18 protein-coding genes are annotated in these 18,052 nt (G+C 70.7%); 7 read left to right on the plus strand and 11 right to left on the minus strand.

All coding sequences use genetic code 11. The features are described 5' to 3' along the window. The first annotated feature begins 88 nt into the window (after positions 1-88). Positions 89-859 (plus strand): nucleoside phosphorylase, encoded by a 771-nt coding sequence (locus tag ACYVAQ_RS04180; RefSeq protein ID WP_460787210.1) that lies wholly within the window; start codon positions 89-91, stop codon positions 857-859. 34 nt (positions 860-893) lie between these two features. Here the strand turns inward: ACYVAQ_RS04180 and ACYVAQ_RS04185 are convergent, their stop codons facing one another. Together ACYVAQ_RS04185 and ACYVAQ_RS04190 are read right to left on the minus strand one after the other, a co-directional pair. Then, entirely contained in the window at positions 894-2,477 is a 1,584-nt protein-coding gene (locus ACYVAQ_RS04185; protein ID WP_460787211.1) for an amidohydrolase, read from the minus strand. Then, positions 2,474-3,922 carry an APC family permease gene (locus tag ACYVAQ_RS04190; protein WP_460787212.1) on the minus strand — a complete coding sequence of 483 codons (1,449 nt, stop codon included), beginning with the start codon at positions 3,920-3,922 and terminating at the stop codon, positions 2,474-2,476. Before ACYVAQ_RS04190 ends, ACYVAQ_RS04185 begins: the two co-directional genes overlap by 4 nt. 85 nt (positions 3,923-4,007) lie before the next feature. Here ACYVAQ_RS04190 and ACYVAQ_RS04195 point away from each other — a divergent pair, with 85 nt between their 5' ends. From ACYVAQ_RS04195 to ACYVAQ_RS04205, 3 genes are read left to right on the plus strand one after another with little or no spacing between them, the layout of a single operon-like run. Beyond that, positions 4,008-4,649, plus strand: coding sequence for a TetR/AcrR family transcriptional regulator C-terminal domain-containing protein (locus ACYVAQ_RS04195; RefSeq protein WP_460787213.1), 642 nt, complete (start codon positions 4,008-4,010; stop codon positions 4,647-4,649). Continuing rightward, the gene (locus ACYVAQ_RS04200) at positions 4,646-5,815 is read left to right on the plus strand and encodes a serine hydrolase domain-containing protein (protein ID WP_460787214.1); all 1,170 of its coding nucleotides are present in this window, start codon (positions 4,646-4,648) and stop codon (positions 5,813-5,815) included. Before ACYVAQ_RS04195 ends, ACYVAQ_RS04200 begins: the two co-directional genes overlap by 4 nt. Before the next feature lie 13 nt (positions 5,816-5,828). Beyond that, entirely contained in the window at positions 5,829-6,797 is a 969-nt protein-coding gene (locus tag ACYVAQ_RS04205; protein ID WP_460787215.1) for a helix-turn-helix transcriptional regulator, read from the plus strand. Between the two features lie 157 nt (positions 6,798-6,954). Here ACYVAQ_RS04205 and ACYVAQ_RS04210 read toward each other — a convergent pair whose 3' ends face one another. The 3 genes from ACYVAQ_RS04210 to ACYVAQ_RS04220 are packed head-to-tail and all read right to left on the minus strand — an operon-like array spanning position 6,955 to position 10,021. Then, positions 6,955-7,254, minus strand: coding sequence for a WhiB family transcriptional regulator (locus ACYVAQ_RS04210; RefSeq protein WP_460787216.1), 300 nt, complete (start codon positions 7,252-7,254; stop codon positions 6,955-6,957). Continuing rightward, complete coding sequence (locus tag ACYVAQ_RS04215; RefSeq protein WP_460787217.1) at positions 7,251-8,696, minus strand: NAD-dependent succinate-semialdehyde dehydrogenase; 1,446 nt, start codon at positions 8,694-8,696, stop codon at positions 7,251-7,253. Before ACYVAQ_RS04215 ends, ACYVAQ_RS04210 begins: the two co-directional genes overlap by 4 nt. A gap of 8 nt (positions 8,697-8,704) precedes the next feature. Then, on the minus strand, positions 8,705-10,021 hold the full coding sequence (locus ACYVAQ_RS04220; RefSeq protein WP_460787218.1) for a purine-cytosine permease family protein: 1,317 nt from the start codon (positions 10,019-10,021) through the stop codon (positions 8,705-8,707). A 154-nt stretch (positions 10,022-10,175) separates the two neighbouring features. On the opposite strand from ACYVAQ_RS04220, the gene ACYVAQ_RS04225 reads away from it, so the two are divergent. Further along, positions 10,176-10,571, plus strand: coding sequence for an SRPBCC family protein (locus ACYVAQ_RS04225; protein ID WP_460787219.1), 396 nt, complete (start codon positions 10,176-10,178; stop codon positions 10,569-10,571). Between the two features lie 20 nt (positions 10,572-10,591). Here the strand turns inward: ACYVAQ_RS04225 and ACYVAQ_RS04230 are convergent, their stop codons facing one another. Beyond that, positions 10,592-11,728: a PucR family transcriptional regulator gene (locus ACYVAQ_RS04230; protein ID WP_460787220.1), complete on the minus strand. Its 1,137-nt coding sequence runs from the start codon at positions 11,726-11,728 to the stop codon at positions 10,592-10,594. 107 nt (positions 11,729-11,835) lie between these two features. Between ACYVAQ_RS04230 and ACYVAQ_RS04235 the strand changes: the two genes are divergently transcribed. Together ACYVAQ_RS04235 and ACYVAQ_RS04240 are read left to right on the plus strand one after the other, a co-directional pair. Next, the gene (locus tag ACYVAQ_RS04235; RefSeq protein WP_460787221.1) at positions 11,836-12,816 is read left to right on the plus strand and encodes a 5-oxoprolinase subunit B family protein; all 981 of its coding nucleotides are present in this window, start codon (positions 11,836-11,838) and stop codon (positions 12,814-12,816) included. Next, positions 12,813-13,799, plus strand: a complete 987-nt coding sequence (locus tag ACYVAQ_RS04240; RefSeq protein ID WP_460787222.1) for a hypothetical protein — start codon at positions 12,813-12,815, stop codon at positions 13,797-13,799. Before ACYVAQ_RS04235 ends, ACYVAQ_RS04240 begins: the two co-directional genes overlap by 4 nt. Before the next feature lie 31 nt (positions 13,800-13,830). Here ACYVAQ_RS04240 and ACYVAQ_RS04245 read toward each other — a convergent pair whose 3' ends face one another. Genes ACYVAQ_RS04245 through ACYVAQ_RS04265 form a run of 5 tightly spaced genes read right to left on the minus strand, consistent with a single transcriptional unit; the run spans position 13,831 to position 18,022 of the window. Then, a complete protein-coding gene (locus ACYVAQ_RS04245; RefSeq protein ID WP_460787223.1) occupies positions 13,831-14,799 on the minus strand; it encodes a 5-oxoprolinase subunit C family protein in 969 nt (322 codons plus the stop codon). Continuing rightward, positions 14,789-15,670 carry a 5-oxoprolinase subunit B family protein gene (locus ACYVAQ_RS04250; RefSeq protein ID WP_460787224.1) on the minus strand — a complete coding sequence of 294 codons (882 nt, stop codon included), beginning with the start codon at positions 15,668-15,670 and terminating at the stop codon, positions 14,789-14,791. The genes ACYVAQ_RS04245 and ACYVAQ_RS04250 overlap by 11 nt, the downstream gene beginning before the upstream one ends. Further along, entirely contained in the window at positions 15,663-17,036 is a 1,374-nt protein-coding gene (locus ACYVAQ_RS04255; RefSeq protein WP_460787225.1) for an acetyl-CoA carboxylase biotin carboxylase subunit, read from the minus strand. Before ACYVAQ_RS04255 ends, ACYVAQ_RS04250 begins: the two co-directional genes overlap by 8 nt. Beyond that, positions 17,036-17,284 (minus strand): acetyl-CoA carboxylase, encoded by a 249-nt coding sequence (locus ACYVAQ_RS04260; protein ID WP_460787226.1) that lies wholly within the window; start codon positions 17,282-17,284, stop codon positions 17,036-17,038. The genes ACYVAQ_RS04255 and ACYVAQ_RS04260 overlap by 1 nt, the downstream gene beginning before the upstream one ends. Positions 17,285-17,305: 21 nt before the next feature. After that, positions 17,306-18,022, minus strand: coding sequence for a 5-oxoprolinase subunit PxpA (locus ACYVAQ_RS04265; protein WP_460787227.1), 717 nt, complete (start codon positions 18,020-18,022; stop codon positions 17,306-17,308). Positions 18,023-18,052 lie beyond the last annotated feature (30 nt).

The raw sequence follows: 18,052 nt of genomic DNA on the forward strand, positions 1-18,052 counted from the left end.
CGATGACACCCCGAGGACCTCGGTTCTCCGGGTGACGATCCCGGCGTGCGCGGCGACCATCCCCCCACCCCGAGAGGAACGCCCGCCCATGAGCGCCCACGGCCGTCAGCACCACATCCACCTCGACGCATCGCACTCCGCGCGGTACGCCCTGCTCCCGAGCGATCCCGCCCACTGCGAGGTCATCGCGCGGCACCTGGACGACGCCGTCCCGGTCGGCAGCAACCGCGAGTTCGTCTCGTGGCGCGGCTCGGTCGGCGGCGTACCGGTGCTCGTGACCTCGACCGGTGTCGGCGGTCCGTCGACCGCCCTCGCGATGGAGGAGCTGCACGCGATCGGCGTCGACACCTTCGTCCGCGTCGGCGTCTCGCTGACCTTCCAGCCGTTCGTCCGCACCGGCGACCTCGCCATCGCGACCGGCTCGGTGCGCGACGAGGGCACCACGCGCCAGTACCTGCCGCTGGAGTTCCCCGCGGTCGCCACGCACGAGGTCGTCGCCGCCCTGCGCGAGAGCGCCGAACAGCGCGACGTACGCCACCATCTCGGGCTGACCCACACCAAGGACTCCTTCTACGGCGAGGTCGAGCCGGACCGGCTGCCGATGCGCGACCAGCTCAACGCGCGGCTGCGGATGTGCGCCGAGGCGGGAGTCCTCTGCTCCGAGATGGAGATGGCGACCGTCCTCACGGTGGCTCGCGCCCTCGGCGCGAGAGCCGGCGGTGTCGTGATGATGTGGGCCGACGATGCCGATCCGACGGATCCGCCGGCGCTCGATCACCTGCACGCCGTGTGTGCCGACGGGATCCGTCGATTGGCATCGACCGACGGATCCCGCGGAGAGCGGCCCGCGAGGCCGTGACGTCGAGACCAGACCGCCTCAACCGCGCGCGGCGCTAGCTCCGGGCCGCGCGATGCGTGACGCGGCCCCCGCTCACCGTCAGCTCGATCGGCGCCGCTGCGACCTCGTCGGCCGGAGCCTCCACCGGGTCGACGGCGAACACGGTCAGGTCGGCACGGCAGCCGACCGCCACCTTGCCCGCGTCGCCGGATCCGTCGGCGAGCGCCGCGTGGGTGGTCATCCCCTCCAGCGCCATCAGTCCGGTGAGCGCCTGCTCGGGCCCCACCGGGTCGAGGTCGGTGTTGGGTGCGCGGCGCAACCGCGCGTAGGCCAGCACGCCGCGGGCGTCGTAGTCGGCGATGGGCCAGTCCGAGCCGAGCACGAGCACACCACCGGCGTCGCGGATCTCGCGGCACACCCAGGCCCGGCCGGCCCGCTCCGGGCCGAGCCGGCGCGACCACTCATCAGTGTGGTCGGCGCGCGTGTAGCCCACGTGCGGCGGCTGCATCGAGGCGACGAGACCGGCGTCGACGACCCGACGTACCAGCTCGCGCGGCATGGTCTCCAGGTGCTCGATGCGGTGTCGGACGCCGCCCGTGGCGACGTTCTCCAGGCTGTCGACCACGTGCCGGACGGCGGCGTCGCCGATGGCGTGGGTCGCCGTCTGCACGCCGGCCTCGGCCAGTCGCTGCACCGCCTTCGTGTACGCCGCCGGATCGCGCCAGAACGCTGCGTCCCCCTGCCCGTGGCAGTCGGGGTGCTCCAGCCAGGCGCTGCCGCCCTCGACGGTGCCGTCCATGAAGAACTTGACCGCCTCGACCGACCAACGCCGGCCGTGCCGGCCCTGGACCGCGAGCACGTCCTCCACCTCGCCACCCGGCATGCACCACGGCGCGACCCGAAGCCGGACCGGGAGCTCGTGGTGCTCCTCGAACGAGGCCAGCAGGTCCAGGGCGCCGGACTCGGCGTCCATCATGTTGGTGCCGGTGATGCCGGTGCGCGCCATGCCGTCGAGAGCCGCCCTCAGCCGGTCACGTACGACGCCGGGGTCGGCCGGCGGCATCGCGGCCTGCACAGCCTCCATCGCGGCGTGCTCGAGCAGGAAGCCCGTCGGCCGCCCGTGCGCGTCGCAGACGATCTCGGCACGCTGCTCGAACTCGCGCGGCCCGGTCACGCCCGCGCGGCGGAGCGCCTCGCGGCTGGCCAGGGCCGAGTGCCCGTCGTACAGGCGGACGAGGACGGGGCGTCCGGGGAACACCTCCTCCAGCACGTCGTTGGTGGGGGCCGCGCCGCCGAACACGTTGTGGTCCAGGCCGAACCCGACCACCCACTCCTCCCCGGAACGACTGGCCTCAGCCAGCGCGGACCGCAGGTCGGCCAGGTCGCGGCACGACGACAGGTCGGCCCCGAGGAACGAAGCCACCCCGAAGACCGGGTGCGTGTGCCCGTCGACGAGCCCCGGCGTGGTCACCGCACCGCGCAGGTCGACGACCTCGGTGCGGGCGCCGCGCAGGGCGAGGGCGTCGTCGTCGAGGGCGACGATCCGGTCCCCCATCACGGCGACGGCCGAGGCCACGGGGCGGCGTGGGTCGAGGGTGCGGACCGTCGTACCGACGAGGAGCAGGTCGGGGACGCTCACGCCGTCACCGCCGCCGGCTCCCCGTCGCACCCGGACGCAACGGCCTCGAAGACGGCCGGCCGGCTGCGCCGCAGCCACAGCGCCCAGGCGATGCCGACCAGGCAGGTGACCGGGATGGTCCAGAGCAGCACGACGTTCACCGTGCCGGTCGTACCGGTGAGGAACGAGATGTTCTCCGCGGACAGGTACATGGCAACGACCATCAGCACGGCCGAGACGATCGGGGCGACGACCGTGCGCCACACGCCCTCGCCGGTGCTGCGGCGGCGGAAGTAGACGACGACGGAGAGCGCCGCGGCCACCTGCAGGAGAAGGATCCCGAAGATCCCGGGGGTGTTCACCCAGATCAGCAGCTGCGAGTAGGGGTCGGCGTGCGCGACCGCGAACCCGACCACGATCGCGAGCGCGAGGACGGTCTGCGCCAGGCCGGCGACGTACGGCGAGCGGGTGCCGGCGTGCACCTTCGCCAGCGCGGCGGGCAGCAGGCCCTCGTTCGCGATGGCGAGGGCGTAGCGGGTGACGGCGTTGTGGAAGGCGACCAGGCTGGCCAGGATGCTGGTCACGATCAGCAGGTGCATGACCGTGCTGAACCAGGTGCCGATGTAGGTGTCCGAGGCGGTGAAGAACATGCCGACCGGGTCCTGAGCGGCCGCACCGACCGCGTTCTGCGCACCGAAGGCCTGGATGATCGCCCACACGATGAAGGCGTAGGTGAGGGCCAGGATCGCCACGGCGGCGTACGTCGCACGCGGGATGGTGCGGCGCGGGTCGCGGGTCTCGGAACGGTAGATCACCGTGGCCTCGAAGCCCATGAAGGCAGCGAACGCGGTCGGCAGGATGACGGTCATCGGGCGGACGAAGAGGTTCGCGGGCGCGAAGGAGTCGAAGCCGATGCCGGCACCGCCCTGCACGAGGATCGCGACGGCCAGGACGAGCAGCAGGGCGGTCTCGGCGGTGAGCAGGACGGCGAGGAGCTTGGCGCCGAAGTCGACGCTGCGGAAGCCGACGAACCAGACGACGGCGATCGCGCCGACGGCGTACGCCCACCACGGGAGGTCGATGCCGAAGACGTCGGCGAAGGTGCTCTCGGCGGCGACGCCGAACAACCCGTAGACCCCGATCTGGAGGGCGTTGTAGGACACGAGCGCCACCAGCGCGGCGACCACGCCCGCGGTCCGGCCGAGCCCGACCGCGATGTAGGAGTAGAACGCGCCGACGTTGTCGATGTGGCGCGACATGGTGGTGAACCCGACGGCGAAGATCGCGAGGGTGATGCCGGCGAAGACGTACGCCGCCGGCGCGCCGATGCCGCCGATCATGATCGCCAGCGGGGCGACGCCGACCATCACCATCAGCGGTGCGGCGGCGGAGACGACGATGAAGACGAGGTCACGGCTGCCGAGCGCGTCGCGCTTCAGCCCCGTTTCTTGGGTGGTGGTGGACATCGGCCAGCTCCATTAAATAGAAATCGTTTCGATTTAGGATTTGGAGTACTGTAAGCCCGATCACACGCGAAGGGAAGAGGGAAAAATGACGGTGCAGACGAGGCGACGAGCCGGACGGCCCCGCAAGGCCGTCCTCGATCGGGCCCGGATCGGCCGCGCCGCGCTCGAGCTGGTCGACCAGACCGGCGACGTGAACCTGCCCGCGTTGGCCCGCGAGCTGGGCGTCGGGACTTCCTCCCTCTACCACCACGTCGAGGGCCGCGCGGGCGTGATCGAGCTGCTCCGCGAGCAGGTCGCGAGCGAGATCGACGCGACCACGCTCGACGACGAGCCGTGGGACGTCGCGCTGGCCGGGTTCTGCCGCTCCTACCGGGCGGTCTTCGCCGCGCACCCACGGATCGTCCCCCTGCTCACCACCGCCACGGTGCGCTCGGCCGCCGTGGTCCGCGCCTACGACCGGATGATCGTGCGCCTCACCGATGCGGGGATCCCCGTCGCCAACGCGATGCAGGTCCTCAACGCGGTCGACAACTTCGTCATCGGCTCCGCACTCGACCTGGCCGCACCCGAGGTGATGTGGGAGATCCCCGAGGGCGTCGAGGCCCCGGCGCTCGCCGCCGCCCTGGCCGCCCAGCCGAGCGACCACCGGCGCGCCGACGACGCCTTCGAGGACGGGCTCACCCGGCTCCTCGCCTCCGTGGCCGCCGAGTTCGGAGCAGCGTCGTGACCTCGTCCAGCGTCGTGCCCACCGTCGCCGACTGGCAGTCGCCCGCGATGGTGCGGACGTCCTTCCAGCAGATCGACTCCTTCCTGCCCACCGCCACGATCCGCCGGGGCGATCCTCCGGCCTCCGCCTGGCCGGCGGCTCCGGCGCAGCTCGCCGACCTGGTGGTCGGGCCGGAGCTCGGCACCGTCGCCGATGTCGTCGCCGCCACCGAGACCGACGCCTGGATGGTGGTGCACGACGGCCGCGTCCTCGCCGAGGAGTACGTCGCCCCGATGACCCCCGCCACCCGGCACCTGCTGATGTCGGTCAGCAAGTCGGTGGTGGGCGCGACGGCGGGAGCGCTGGTGGACCGCGGGCTGCTGGACCCGGGTCGGCAGGTGACGTCGTACCTCCCCGAGCTCGCGGACAGCGGGTACGCCGGCGCGACCGTTCGCGACGTGCTCGACATGCGCAGCGGCATCCGCTTCAGCGAGGACTACCTCGACCCGACCTCCGAGGTGCGCCTGCTCGACGAGGCGGTCGGCTGGGCCCCGCACGTCAGCGGCGGGCCGGCGACCCTGCACGCCTTCCTGCGCACCCAGGTCGCCGAGAGGTCGCACGGAGGCCCGTTCCACTACCGCAGCTGCGAGACCGACGTCCTCGGCTGGATCTGCGAGGCGGCCGGGCAGGCGCCCCTCGCCGACCTGATCTCGGACCTCGTCTGGTCCCGGCTCGGCGCCGAGCACGACGCCCTCCTCTGCGTCGACTCCGAGGGCTCCGCGATGTGCGACGGCGGCATCAACACGACCCTGCGCGACCTGGCCCGGTTCGGTGCCACCGTGCTCGGCGCGGGCGTCGCGCCCACCGGACAGCGGGTCGTCAGCCAGGCTTGGATCGACGACGTCTTCACCGGGTCGCCGGAGCTGACCGAGGCCTTCGCGGCCGGCCCCGAGGCGGCGTACCTGCCCGGCGGCCATTACCGCAGCCAGCTCTGGGTCCCACCCGGCGGCGAACGGGCGCTGTGCATCGGCATCCACGGCCAGCTCGTGTACGTCGACCGCGCGGCCCGCCTGGTCGGCGTGAAGCTGTCCAGCTGGCCGGTCCCCCAGGACGGGGCGCGGATGGATGCAACGTTGCGGATGTTCGCAACCATCGCGGACCATGTCAGGAACTCGAACCGGGGATAGCCGCGGAGATCTCATGACCAGCACCGACCTCGCTCACGCCACGACCCTGCGTGGCGAGACGGTGCTGTCCGGCGCCAGCGACGCCGACGAGGTGATGGCAGCGTGCGTCGGAACACTGCGCCCCCACCAGCTGCAGGTCCGGTCCTCGGGCGGCCTCGGCACCAGCCTCAGCCACCTGGCCGTGGGCGGGTTCTCGGTCAACCGGCTGGTCTACGGCGCCGACGTCACCATCGCTCCGGCCGTCAGCGACGACGACAACTTCCTGCTGACGCTGCCCGTCGCCGGCCACGCCAGCTTCCGGTACGGCGCCGAGCGCGCCGACGCGACCGCCGCGCGCGGTGTGCTGATCGGGCCCTACCGCGAGTTCGCCTTCGACATCGACGCCTCCTTCGACCAGCTGATCGTGCGCCTGGACCGCACACGCGTCGAAGCTGCCGCCGCTGCCCTCACCGGCGTGACCGGACCGGTCCACTTCGAGCTCGCCCTGGCGCCGGAGGTGTCACGGCTCGACGGCCTCCTGCTGAGCGCGGTCGAGCTGGCAGCGTCCGGGCTCGCCGAGTCCCGACCACAGCTGCTGTGGCAGGTCGAGCAGCTCCTGGTCGAGACGCTCCTGCTGACCCAGCCGCACGACCGCAGCGCGGCCCTCGGCGGCGGACCTGCGCCGTCGGAGCGGGTCCGCCGCGCCACGTCGTACATGAACGACCGGCTGGGTGAACCGCTCGGCATCGGCGAGGTCGCGGCTGCCTGCGGCGTGAGTGTGCGCAGCCTGCAGGAGGCGTTCCGTCGCGACCTGGACACCACCCCGCTGCAGTGGCTGCGCTCCCAGCGCCTCGAGCGCGCGAGGGTCCTGCTCGGCGCCGGTGGCACGACCGTCACCGAAGTCGCCTACGCCTGCGGATTCCTCCACCTGGGCGAGTTCGGTGCGGCCTTCAAGCGCCGGTACGGCGAAACCCCGTCGGCCCTCATCGCCCGCTCGAAGTAGCCGCGCGCCGCCTGTCGTCCTGCGGCTGCGTCACGTCGCCGGGATCTCGGGCGGGCCGCGCTCGGACGGCCGCGGCGAGGGCTTGGAGTCTGACGATTTCACGGCGTACTTCTCGTCGTGGCACTTCGGTCACCATCCTTCTGGGTTGTCGATCGGGTCAACAGGCAGGGGCTCGGTCGCGGTAGCGGTCTCGCCTCTCGGTGGCGATCCTCCGGCGCTTCAACCGACGTCGCTCCAGTGCTGTGAGCCCGCCCCACATGCCGAATTCGGCGTCCACGGCGAGGGCGAACTCGAGACAGGCGTCGGCGACCGGACAGGCGCGGCACACCGTGCGTGCCTCGTGCATCTGCTGCTGGCTGGCGGCACCCGCCCCGGGAGGGAAGAACAGGTCGGGGTCCTCGACCCTGCAGCGCGCCCGGCCGGCCCATTCGTGGGCCGCCGCGCCCGACCGGCTCATGGCGCGATCCCGACGTACTTGGTCTCGAGGTATTCCTCGATCCCCTCCCGACCGCCTTCGCGTCCGAAGCCGGATGCCTTCATCCCGCCGAAGGGCGCAGCCGCGTTCGAGATCAGTCCCTGGTTGACGCCGACCATCCCGAACTCGAGCCGTTCCGCGATGCGAACGACGCGCTCGAGGTCGCGCGTGAACACGTATGACGCCAGCCCGTACTGGGTGTCGTTGGCTCGTCTGATGGCCTCGTCCTCGGTCGCGAAGGTCTCGATCGGCGCAACGGGGCCGAACAGCTCCTCGTCCGAGACCGGAGCGCTCTCGGCCAGACGCAGCACGGTCGGGTCGAAGAAGTGCCCGCGGCCCGGTCGGGCCTTCCCGCCCGTCAACACCAGCCAACCGTCGTCGACCTTTTCCTCGACGAGCCGTCGCAGCTTGTCCTGGGCGCGAGCGTCGATCAGCGGCCCGACCTGGGTCGAGCGGTCGATGCCCGGGCCGACGGTCAGACCGGCCATCGCGTCGACCAAGCGAGCCGTGAACGCATCGGCGACGGCCTCGTGGACCAGCACCCGGTTCGCCGCGGTGCAGGCCTGCCCACCGTTGCGCATCTTGGCATCGAGCACGCCCTGGACCGCGCGCTCGATGTCGCTGTCCTCGAACACGAGCACCGGGGCGTTGCCGCCGAGCTCCATCGACACCCTCAGCACGTGCTCCGCGGAGGCGGCGATGAGAGTGCGGCCCACGGCCGTCGACCCGGTGAAGGTGATCTTGCGCAGGCGCGGATCACGCATGAGCGCAGCAGCTGCCGCCGGTGCGTCCGAGGTCGTGACCACGTTGAGCACACCGTCGGGTAGCCCGGCCCGCTGCATGATGTCCGCGAAGAGCAATGCGGTCAGGGGCGTCAGCTCCGACGGCTTGAGCACCATCGTGCAGCCCGCGGCCACGGCGGGAGCCACCTTCCTGGTCGCCATCGCGAGCGGGAAGTTCCAGGGCGTCACCATGAAGGTGGGACCGACCGGCGCCTTCATCGTGAGCAGGCGCGTCGAGCCCTCCGGCGAGGTCGACCAGGTGCCACCGACGCGAACGGCCTCCTCGGAGAACCATCGCAGGAACTCCGCGCCGTAGCGGACCTCGGCGTACGACTCCTCGATGGGCTTGCCCATCTCCAGGCTGATCAGCGTCGCCAGCTCGTCGACGCGCTCGGTGACCTCCGCGAACGCACGACGGAGGATCTCGCTGCGGGTTCTCGGCGGAGTCGCCGCCCACGACCCCTGGGCGGTCGAGGCGGCCTCGAGGGCGAGCAGCACGTCGCCCACGGAGGCATCCGCCACCGTCGCCAGCACCTCCTCGGTCGCAGGGTTCTCGACCTCGATCGTCGCGCCTGTCGAGCTCGGCCGCCACGCGCCGTCGATCAGGAGTCCGCCAGATACGGCCGAGGCGACTTCACGCACCAGGCCGGTCAACCGACCTCACCGACGACCTGAAGCTCCTGCCGCGCGTGGGCCTGCCGGCCCGCCGCGTAGGCGACTCCCATCGAGATCAGGACGGTGAACACCGGCGACAGGGTCTTGACGGTCGGATGTCCGTCGAGCTGGAGCGTCACCAGGCCCACCGTGGACGCGAGCACCCAGGCCACAGCGAGGCCGCGTTGCGGACGACGGGCGTGCAGGTTCTGATCGGTGTCTGGGCGCCCGCCGGTGAGGACATGGACGAGCACCACGCCGGTCCAGGCGATGATCAGGACGCCCTGCCAGGCCAGCGCGGTCAGCAGGTAGCTCAGCACGTCGGTCAACATGAAGGAGTAGGCGAGCACGCCGCACACCGCGACCCAGACGAGGTGCGGCAACCGGAGACCGGACACCCGGCGCACCACGTTGCCGAGGTTGTTGGACGCGAGGAAGTAGTTGGCGGTGTTGATACGGGTCTGGGACACCACGACGAGCAGGACGCCGGCGAAGCCGAGCGAGCCGGTGACGGCACGGACCACGCCGGTCTCGGTGCCGGAGACGCCGAAGGCGGAGACGACGTACATGCCGATCAGGCCGTTCACGACGAAGGTGCAGAAGTAGAACAGGCCGCCGAACGTGGCGCGCTGGTGGAAACGGGTGTCCTCGACGCGGCCCAGTGACGCGAAGTCGATGGTGAACAGCATCATCACCCAGATGCCCATGTAGATCAGGAAGGCGCCGAGCCAGCCCGGGACCTCCGTCGCCACGCCGGAGCTCGACAGCCAGCCACTCGGGTAACCCTGCTTGACGGTCGCTGCGATCACGAGCGCGACCAGGCCGACGCAGTAGAAGGGCAGCAGGTAGCCGTTGAGCCGGTCGAGCCAGTGCCTCACGCCGCCGGCGGCCAGCGGTACGGCGTACGCGACGCAGACGGCGTACCAGAGCTTGATCGGACCGCCGAACCAGTCCTGGAGCGTCAGCGCGATGACCGAGCCCTCGAAGACCGCGTAGTAGAGGGCGGTCGCCGCGATGAGGAGTGTCGCAACGGTCGATCCGACGGTCCCGAAGAGCGCGGCCGAGACCCGTTCCACGGTGGCGCGGGTCCGAAGTGCGTAGGCCGCGAGCACCCGGTTGATCACAGCGAACGCGAGCACCGCGAGGCCCATGCCGATCAGCGTCGCTCGGGCTCCGTATGCGGCGGTGGCCGAGGTGGCGACGTACAGCCAGAACATCGCGCTGAACAGCGCCCACCACGCCATCGTGAGCGACCATCGGCCGACGCGCGCCTCGGCGCCGGGTTCGACGCTGGAGGCGTCCGTTGTAGTCATGCTCGTCATCCCTTTCGTAGGACCGTCTCGGGCGGTCGCTTCAGCCTCGGGCAGGTGTGACGGCGGGCACATTCGCCGGTTCGTACAAGTTGGAGCAGATGCACTGGCCAACCCGCGCAATCACAAGACCCACGCGGCGCGGCATGTTTGTCCCATGCCCACGATCCGATCGCACGCTGTCCTCAACCACGACGCCTCGACGGTCTGGCACCTGGTGCGCGACGTCGGATCGGTGGCCGACTGGTTCCCCGCGATGTCCTCGTCCGAGCCGTCGTCGTCCGGACGGCTCGTGACCCTGGCCGACGGCACACGCCTGGTCGAGGACGTCGTCACGCTGGACGATGCGATGCGCCGGATGCAGTACCGCATCCGCGGAGGCGACCTCGCCGTCGACGGCCACCTCGGCACGGTCGACGTCATCGATCTGAAGGACGGCCGGTCGGTGCTGGTGTACAGCTCCGAGGTCGATCCACCGGAGGTCGCCGCTGCCTTCGACGCCGCCATCGGCGATGCGGTCGCCGGACTCGACGCCTACCTGCGCGAGCGGTGAGCGGCTCGGACTCGCGACCTCTAGTCCTGGGTCAGCTGCAGGGCGATCCAGAGCTCGCTGCGCACCGTCGGGTCGTCGAGGTCGCGACCGAGCGCGGTCTCGATCTGCGTCATGCGGTAGCGGAGCGTGTGCCGATGGATGTTCAGCGCGGCCGCGGACGCGTCCGCCTTGCCGTTGTGGGCCAGGAAGGTGCGCAGGGTCTGCAGGAAGTCGACCTTGGACACCTTGTCCAGCCGGCTGAGCGGCTCCAGCGTCGCGGCCGACCACGCGCGTGCTTCGGGACCGTCCAGGTGCTTGAGCAGCCCGGCGTCGGCGACGTCGCTCGCCGCGGTCAGGCGACCGGGCTCCTCGGCCGACGCGCGGAACACCGCCTGGACGCGCGTCCAGGCGGCGGCGAGGTCGCCCGCGTCGACGGGATCACTGACCGCGCCGCGGCCGTGGGGGACACGGCGCAGGATCGCCTCGAGAGTGCGCGTGTCGCCCTCGGCCGTCGGGAACACCACGGCGACCCGTCCCACCCTCAGCTCGGCGATGACCCGCACGATGCGCCGCAGCGCCTGGTCGTCCTCGGCCACCTCGAGAAGCTCGGCCCCGAAGGCCTTCGGTACGCCGAGCAGAGCCACCCGCATCTGCCCGTCGGGGACCGGAACACCAAGGATCTCCGACGTCGGCCGTACGACGGAGGCCGGATGCCCGCCGACCAGGAGCTCGAACACCGCTCGACGGTTGTTCCGCGCCGCACGTCGTACCTCGTCGGTGCGCTGGAGGTCGTCGGCGAGGAGGTAGGTCGCCGTGTCGACGAGCGACCTCTCCATCGCCTCCAGGGGCGTCGTGCGACCCAGTGCCACATAGCCACGCACGCGTCCGGCGATGCCGACGGCACGGATCGCCAGGGAGTCACCCGGTCTGTTGACCAGCACTGTGGGTGCGTGCGGATTGCCCTCGATCCGGGTCAGCTCGGTCTGGATGCGGGCGAGGTTGACCCGGGCGCTGGGCGGGACGGAGGCGACCAGCGCCCCTTGGGCGTCGAGGAACAGTCCCCATCCGCCCACGCTCGACACGACACGCTCGACGATGCCACGCGGTCCCTGGGCGGCCACTGCTCCGCGGACCAGCTCGCGATGCGCCTTGGCGGCGGCATCGACCGAAATCACCACGGTGCACATCCTTGCGTGCTCGGGCGGGAACCGAAACAGTTGCCGCGTCGTCGATCCCGGTGCCACGCGTGCCGGGACGGATCCCTACTGCCGGAGGACCGCCACCAGTGAGCGCAAGCGCAGGTTCTCAGCACGCGGTTCTGCGTCGCATCGACCACCAGGATGATCGACCAGCCACCCTGCTGCGCCAGGCCGGCGATCACCAGGTGCTCGTCGAGTACGACTCCGGAGCGAGCGACGTACGGCTCAACTTCAGGGTGCACGAGCTGGTGCAACGCCTCGAGTCGGAGCCGCTGAGCGGGCTTCGCGAGGCGGTGCCCGGCTTCCGTGCGGTCCTCGTCTCCTACGACCCGGAACTCCTGCGCCGAGAAGTACTCCTCGACGAGCTGGTCAGGCTCGACACGGCGACCACTTCCTTGCGCGATCTCGTGCTGCCGAGCCGCGTCGTCGAGCTGCCGATCGCCTTCGACGACGAGCTGACCCGCGAGGCCGTCAACCGCTACCGGATCACGACGCGCATGGACGCGCCGAACGTCAAGGACCGCAGCAACATCGACTACATCGTCCAGTACAACGGCTTCCCCGACCGCGAGGCCTTCTTCCAGGTCTTCTTGGAGCCGGAGTGGTGGTGCGCTTCGATCGGGTTCTTCCCGGGCCTGCCGTCGCTGTTCTCCCTCGACCCGCGCACGCAGCTCTCGGCACCGAAGTACAACCCCACCCGGATGTGGACGCCCGAGGGAGCCGTCGGCATCGGTGGGCCCGCGATCGTCCTGTATCCGATGGAGTCCCCCGGGTCGTACGAGCTGTTCGGCCGCACGCTGCCCGTCACCCGTCCGGCCGCAGCGGGCGCGAGCCTGGAGGACTCCCACGTCTTCCGCGTCGGCGACCGGGTGCGCTTCTCCCGGGTCAGCGAGGCTGAGCTGCTGCGGATGCGCCTGGCGGTGCTCGAGGGGTCCTATGAGTGGCGCATCGAGGAGTCGTCGTACGCCGTGAGCAGCTATCTGGACGATCTCGACCGTCATGCGGCCGCCGTCGCGAAGATCGCCCAGCACCGAGCACAGGCGGCGCAGGAGGTGGAGATCCCATGAGCGGTGAACTGATCGAGGTCGTGGACCCGGGTCTGCAGACCACCGTCCAGGCGTGGCCCGGGCGACTCGGCCTCACGGCCTTCGGCTACTCCTCCGCCGGACCCATGGACAGCGTGTCCTTCCGGGTCGCGAACACCCTGGTCGGGAACGCACCGGGCGCTCCCGCGCTCGAGGTGCCGCTGATCGGGACGACCCTCGCGTTCCTGAGGGACGCGCAGGTCGCCCTGACCGGACCTGAGGATGCTCAGGCCTGGTGCAACGACGGCCGGGTGCCGCTGTGGGAGACGCTCGTGGTGAAGGCCGGCGACGTGCTGCGCACGACCAGCGCCGACGGCCCCGGCTTTCGGCTCTACCTGGCGGTGGCCGGGGGCATCGACGTACCCAAGGTGTACGGCTCCGCAGCCACGTCGCTGGTCGCCGGACTCGGCGGGGTGGAGGGACGCGCACTGGTCCGCGGGGACATCCTCAGGGCACGAGACGTCGCCGAGCGCCCGTTGCGGCGGATGCCGGACGCGCTCCGGCCGCGGTTCCCGACCACGTGGGAGATCGAGGTCATCGAAGGTCCCCACGCACGCCCCGACTACCTGACCGAGAAGGACTGGACCCTGCTGACCAACGAAACCTGGCGGGTCGACCTGAACTCCGACCGGATCGGCACCCGGCTGCACCCACACCGGTTCGAGTGGGCGCGCCGCGACGGCGGGCCGGCGGGCGGGCATCCGTCCAACGTCCTCGACTACGCCTACCCGCGCGGCGGGGTGCTCGCCAACGGTGACGTCCTGACCATCCTGGGCGCCGACACCAACACCTCCGGAGGATTCGCGGTGGTCGCGACCCTGCCGGAGTGCGCGCTGTGGAAGGTCGGCCAGCTGCGACCGGGCCGCGACCTGATCCGATTCCGTGAGGTCTCCTACGCCGAGGCGCAGGTCCTCAACCGACAGCTCGCCGTGACGGTCGACCCGGCCCGGCTGGTCACCCTGTGAGGGCGAGCCGGCCGGGCTCGGATCGGCACCGTCAGGAGAGTGCGTCGCGGAGCTTCTGGTGGCGAGCACGAGCATCGCGGCGAGCGGCGAGCGCTTCCTCGAGGCTGACCGGGACCAGCCTCGTCGTCGTGCCGGGCGAGCACTGGGCGACCAGGTCCATGTCGACGCTGATCACGGTCCCGACCATGGCGTAGCCGCCTCCGGAGACCGCGTCGCGGTGCAGGATGATCGGCTCGGATCCGCTCGGCACCTGGATGGAGCCGATCGGGTACCCCGCGTCGACGATGTTGGAGGGGTCCGATCCGGCGCCGAACGGCTGGGTGCGCTCCTGGAAGGCGAGGGACGGGCCGGCGTACCGGAAGCCCGTGCGGTCGGCGACCGGCGTCAGCGTCCAGGCCGAGCCGAGCAGGACGTCGCGGGCCTCCTCGGTCAGCCGGTAGTCGTAGAGACCCAGCACGACGCGCAGCTCCACCTCACGCGACCACGCGGGCCGGAGGTCGGCGGGCACGGGGTCGGCCGCTGCCCGGCCCGTGGACGCACCGAGGGGCAGCCGGTCGCCGGCCTGTACCGGTCGGCCCCCCAGCCCGCCCAGTCCCCCCAGCGTGTACGTCGATCGCGAGCCCATGACCTCCGGGACGTCGATTCCGCCGGCGAACGCGATGTAGACGCGGGCACCGGCCTGGACGAACCCGAACGAGATCTCGTCGCCCGCCTCGACCGCGACCGCCGACCACAGCGGCCGCACCGCGCCGTTGACCGTGAGCTCGATGCTCGCCCCGGTCACCGCGATCGTTCCGCGCTGGCCCATGCGCAGCTTCGGCGCCAGGTAGGGCGCCTCGAGCAGCGCTGCGCCCTCGGGGTTGCCGACGAGAAGGTTCGCGATCCGCGCGGATCGCTGGTCCAGCGCACCGGACGGAGGGATGCCCACGTTGTAGCCACCGACGCGACCCAGGTCCTGGATCGAGGTGGCAAGGCCTGGGTCGAGAACCTCAACGTGCATCGAGCACCTCCAGGAGTCGTGCGTTGTAGCCATCCGGATCCTGGAGGAACTTCTCCAGGTCGAAGTCGACCGGCACCGTCCGGTAGACGTCCTCGCCTCGTTCGACCGCGGCCTCCAGCTCCCGGAACTCCGCCTCGTCGACAGCGCGGAACTTCACGATGTCGCCGGGCCGGAACAGGACCATCGACTGCGCGAAGATCCCGTGACTCTGTGCAGGGTCGTAGATCGGCAACGGGGTGATGCCGAACATCTGGTAGCCACCGGCCCCCTTCACCGAGTAGATGCAGGCGAAGCAGCCGCCGTGGCCGATCGTCAGCTTTGGCGTCTCGGTACGCGGCCGCAGGTACTTCGGCAGCTCGATCTGCTGCTCCCGATCGACCATCTGGAACATGAACGGCAGCCCCGCGACGAAGCCCACCATGGAGACCAGCCAGGGCGAGCCCGAGTGCCGGGCGACGAACTCATCGACGCTCGCGAGCCCGAGCTCGGTCATGGCGTACTCCAGGTCGTTGCCCTCGGGCCGCTGGTGGCGGTCGCGGAACCTCGCACCCACCTCGCTGGTGTAGGGGTCGTCGTACCAGACGGGGATCTCCAGCAGCCTCGTGCTGAGCCGAGGCGCGTCGGCCTGGGCGAGATCCCCCTCGACGCGCCGGACCTCCTTCTCCAGGAGCGACGGTTCGAGCACGTCCGGGTCGAACCGGATCAGCAACGACGCGTTGGCCGGACAGATGTCCGTGATTCCGTCCAGGCCGCGCACGGCAAGCCCCTGGGCGATCGCCATCGCCTTGAAGTTGGCCTGCAGGTTCATCTCCTCGTCGATCTGGACGACCAGGTGCTCGTCCGCTCCCCAGGAGTAGCGGCTCTCAGCCATCGGCGATACCCAGTCCCTTCTCGGCGCGCTCCTGCATCCAGCCTTCCAACCACGTGGTGTGATAACGCCCGGTGCCGAAGGCGTCGGTCTCCAGGATCGCCGCCACGAAGGGCGCTGTCGTGATCACGCCCTCGACCCGCAGGTCGACAAGTGCTCGCTGCATCCGCGCCACCGCGCGGGGCCGGTCCTCGCCCCACACGATGATCTTGGCCAGCATCGAGTCGTAGTAGGGACTGACCACGGAGCCCTGGACCACACCGCTGTCGACTCGGACGAACGGGCCAGCCGGCAGGTCGAGGACCTCCAGGGTGCCGGGGCTGGGCATGAAGCCCTGGTTGGCGTTCTCGGCGTTGATGCGCACCTCGATCGCGTGGCCGCGTGGCACCAGATCGGCCTGGTGGTACGAGAGGCTCTCCCCCGACGCGATCCGGAGCTGCTCGGCGATCAGGTCACGTCCGTAGACCATCTCGGTCACCGGGTGCTCGACCTGGATCCGCGTGTTCATCTCGATGAAGTAGTACTCGTTGCGGAGCTCGTCGTAGAGGTACTCCACCGTGCCGGCGCCGCTGTACTTGACCGATTCGGCGAGCCGGACCGACGCCTCGGTCATCGCGTCGACGACGTCTGCGGGCAGGTCGACCTGGCCGGCCTCCTCCACCACCTTCTGGCGCCGCCGCTGCATCGAGCAGTCCCGGATGCCGAGGTGTACGCCGCGCTCGCCGTCCGCGAAGACCTGCACCTCGATGTGGCGCGCCCGCGGGATGAACCGCTCGACGTACACCGCAGCGCTGCCGAACGCGGCTCGGGCCTCCGCCTGCGCGGTCGAGATGGCCGATTCCAGCTCGTCGGGACGCTCGACGATCCGGATGCCGCGACCGCCGCCGCCCGCAGCGGCCTTGATCGCCAGGGGGTACCCGGTCACCTCGGCCGCGGACCGGGCCTCGGCCAGGCTGTGGATCTCACCGTCGCTGCCCGGGACCGTCGGGACACCGGCGTTCTGGGCGCAGATCCGAGCCGCGACCTTGTCGCCCATCTCCCGGATCGCCGACGCTGACGGCCCGACCCAGACAGCGCCGGCATCGACGACAGCGTCGGCGAAGTCGGCGTTCTCGGACAGGAAGCCGTAACCGGGATGGACGGCATCGGCCGCCATCGTTCGCACCGCCTCGATCAGGTTGTCCACGTTGAGGTAGCTGGCGGGGGCCGGGGCCGGCCCGACGCAGTACGACTCATCGGCGAGCCGCACGTGCAGGGCGTCCGCATCGGCCTCGGAGTACACCGCCACGGTGGCGATCCCGAGCTCGCGCGCCGCCCGGATCACCCGGACGGCGATCTCTCCACGGTTGGCGACAAGAAGACGCTTCATCACTCACCTCCATCGATCACGGCGACCTCGTCGCCGGGGCTGACCATCGCGTGGTCCTCGACGCGGAAGGCGACGAGGGTGCCATCGGCGTCGGTCTTGAGCTCGGTGAACTGCTTCATGATCTCGACCAGTCCGATCGTCTGCCCGGCCGCGACCGCATCACCCTCCTGGACGAAGGGTGGCTCCCCGGGAGCCGGCGAGCGGTAGAAGACGCCGGGCAGCGGCGACGAGACGATGTGTTCGGCCATGACGCACCTTTCCTGGAAACCTCAGAGGGAGTTGATGACTTCGCGAACCGCGTGCGCAACCTCGACGGCGTTCGGCGTGTCCGAGTGGACGCAGATCGAGTCGACGCGCATCGGGAAGTCCTCACCGGTGTCGGCCGTGGCGAGCCCCTCGGTCAGCGCCTTGTGGGCTCGCTGCTTCGCTTCCTCGACAGGGGTGGCACGAGGCCGCCGGGCGATGATGAGGCTGCCGTCGACGCGGTAGCCGAGGTCGACGTAGAACTCGGCGACGAACGGCACCCCTCGCTTCGATGCGACCCTCTCGTGCTCGGTCCCGGCCATGCCGAAGATCGGCACCTGGTACTGGACCGCGACATCGCAGATCGCGTCCATGATGTCGGGCTGCCGGGCCGCCATGCCGTACAGCGCACCGTGCGGCTTGATGTGGTCGAGCGGAGCTCCGGCGGCGTCGAGGAAGCCCACCAGGGAGGCGACCTGGTAGCGGACCAGGTCCGCGGTCTCGTCCCGCTCGAGCTTCATCTCCCGTCGGCCGAAGCCCACCAGGTCCGGAAGGCCCGGGTGGGCCCCGACCGTGACGCCGCCGGCGACGGCCTTCTCGACAGTCTCCCGGATCCCGCTCGGGTCTCCGGCGTGGAAGCCGCAGGCGATGTTCGCGGTGTCGATGAGCTTCACGAGCTCGTCGTCGTTGCCGAATGAGTGGATCCCGAAGGCCTCACCCATGTCGGAGTTCAGGCTGACCATTGTTCTCTCGTTCCTCGTGTCGGTGATGGG

The sequence above is a fragment of the Nocardioides maradonensis genome (assembly GCF_054777115.1).

Excerpts from the sequence above, each read along its gene's own strand:
- ACYVAQ_RS04240 (WP_460787222.1), top strand. The coding sequence starts at position 12,813 with ATGAGCGGTGAACTGATCGAGGTCGTGGACCCGGGTCTGCAGACCACC.
- ACYVAQ_RS04260 (WP_460787226.1), bottom strand. The coding sequence starts at position 17,284 with ATGGCCGAACACATCGTCTCGTCGCCGCTGCCCGGCGTCTTCTACCGC.
- ACYVAQ_RS04190 (WP_460787212.1), bottom strand. The coding sequence starts at position 3,922 with ATGTCCACCACCACCCAAGAAACGGGGCTGAAGCGCGACGCGCTCGGC.
- ACYVAQ_RS04225 (WP_460787219.1), top strand. The coding sequence starts at position 10,176 with ATGCCCACGATCCGATCGCACGCTGTCCTCAACCACGACGCCTCGACG.
- ACYVAQ_RS04205 (WP_460787215.1), top strand. The coding sequence starts at position 5,829 with ATGACCAGCACCGACCTCGCTCACGCCACGACCCTGCGTGGCGAGACG.
- ACYVAQ_RS04220 (WP_460787218.1), bottom strand. The coding sequence starts at position 10,021 with ATGACTACAACGGACGCCTCCAGCGTCGAACCCGGCGCCGAGGCGCGC.
- ACYVAQ_RS04245 (WP_460787223.1), bottom strand. The coding sequence starts at position 14,799 with ATGCACGTTGAGGTTCTCGACCCAGGCCTTGCCACCTCGATCCAGGAC.
- ACYVAQ_RS04180 (WP_460787210.1), top strand. The coding sequence starts at position 89 with ATGAGCGCCCACGGCCGTCAGCACCACATCCACCTCGACGCATCGCAC.
- ACYVAQ_RS04265 (WP_460787227.1), bottom strand. The coding sequence starts at position 18,022 with ATGGTCAGCCTGAACTCCGACATGGGTGAGGCCTTCGGGATCCACTCA.
- ACYVAQ_RS04195 (WP_460787213.1), top strand. The coding sequence starts at position 4,008 with ATGACGGTGCAGACGAGGCGACGAGCCGGACGGCCCCGCAAGGCCGTC.
- ACYVAQ_RS04250 (WP_460787224.1), bottom strand. The coding sequence starts at position 15,670 with ATGGCTGAGAGCCGCTACTCCTGGGGAGCGGACGAGCACCTGGTCGTC.
- ACYVAQ_RS04255 (WP_460787225.1), bottom strand. The coding sequence starts at position 17,036 with ATGAAGCGTCTTCTTGTCGCCAACCGTGGAGAGATCGCCGTCCGGGTG.
- ACYVAQ_RS04210 (WP_460787216.1), bottom strand. The coding sequence starts at position 7,254 with ATGAGCCGGTCGGGCGCGGCGGCCCACGAATGGGCCGGCCGGGCGCGC.